The following is a 389-nucleotide window of genomic DNA, read 5'->3' as shown; positions in this document are numbered from 1 at the left end:
CGCCACGCATCCCTCTCTTCTCCGGGGGAGGACTCCTTGGCTCGTCGTGTCTTCACCGGCTTCACCGGCTTCACCGGCTTCACCGGCTTCACCGGCATCGCAGGCATCGCAGGCATCGCCGTCTCGGCCGTGCTCGCGGCCGGGCTCGGTCCGCTGCTGCCGGCACTCGCGTTCGCGGTGGGGGTCGCGCAGGAGACGGTCGTACCGGCCACCCTGCGCGGTACGTACACCTCGGCCACGCTTCTCTCGCCGTCGACGCATGGTGGCCACGACGGTGCCGGGGCGCGGGCGAAGCTGTTCACGGCGTGGGGCGGGTCGTACAACGCGGTCGTCGGGGTCGGGGACATCACCGGGGACGGGAAGGCGGACCTGGTCGAGCGGGACTCGGC

Annotated in this window: 1 protein-coding gene; it reads left to right on the top strand. The window is 72.0% G+C overall.

What is annotated here, in order from left to right:
- Positions 1 to 36: 36 nt before the first annotated feature.
- Positions 37 to 389 (top strand): hypothetical protein (locus ACNFOC_RS55805; protein ID WP_416966501.1); only part of this gene is annotated, 353 nt, incomplete at its 3' end.

Origin of the sequence: Streptomyces colwelliae, from assembly GCF_048158785.1 — a bacterium.
Lineage (GTDB): Bacteria > Actinomycetota > Actinomycetes > Streptomycetales > Streptomycetaceae > Streptomyces.
The sequence above is the reverse complement of the archived record's forward strand: the minus strand, read 5'-3'. Positions and strand labels throughout refer to the sequence as shown.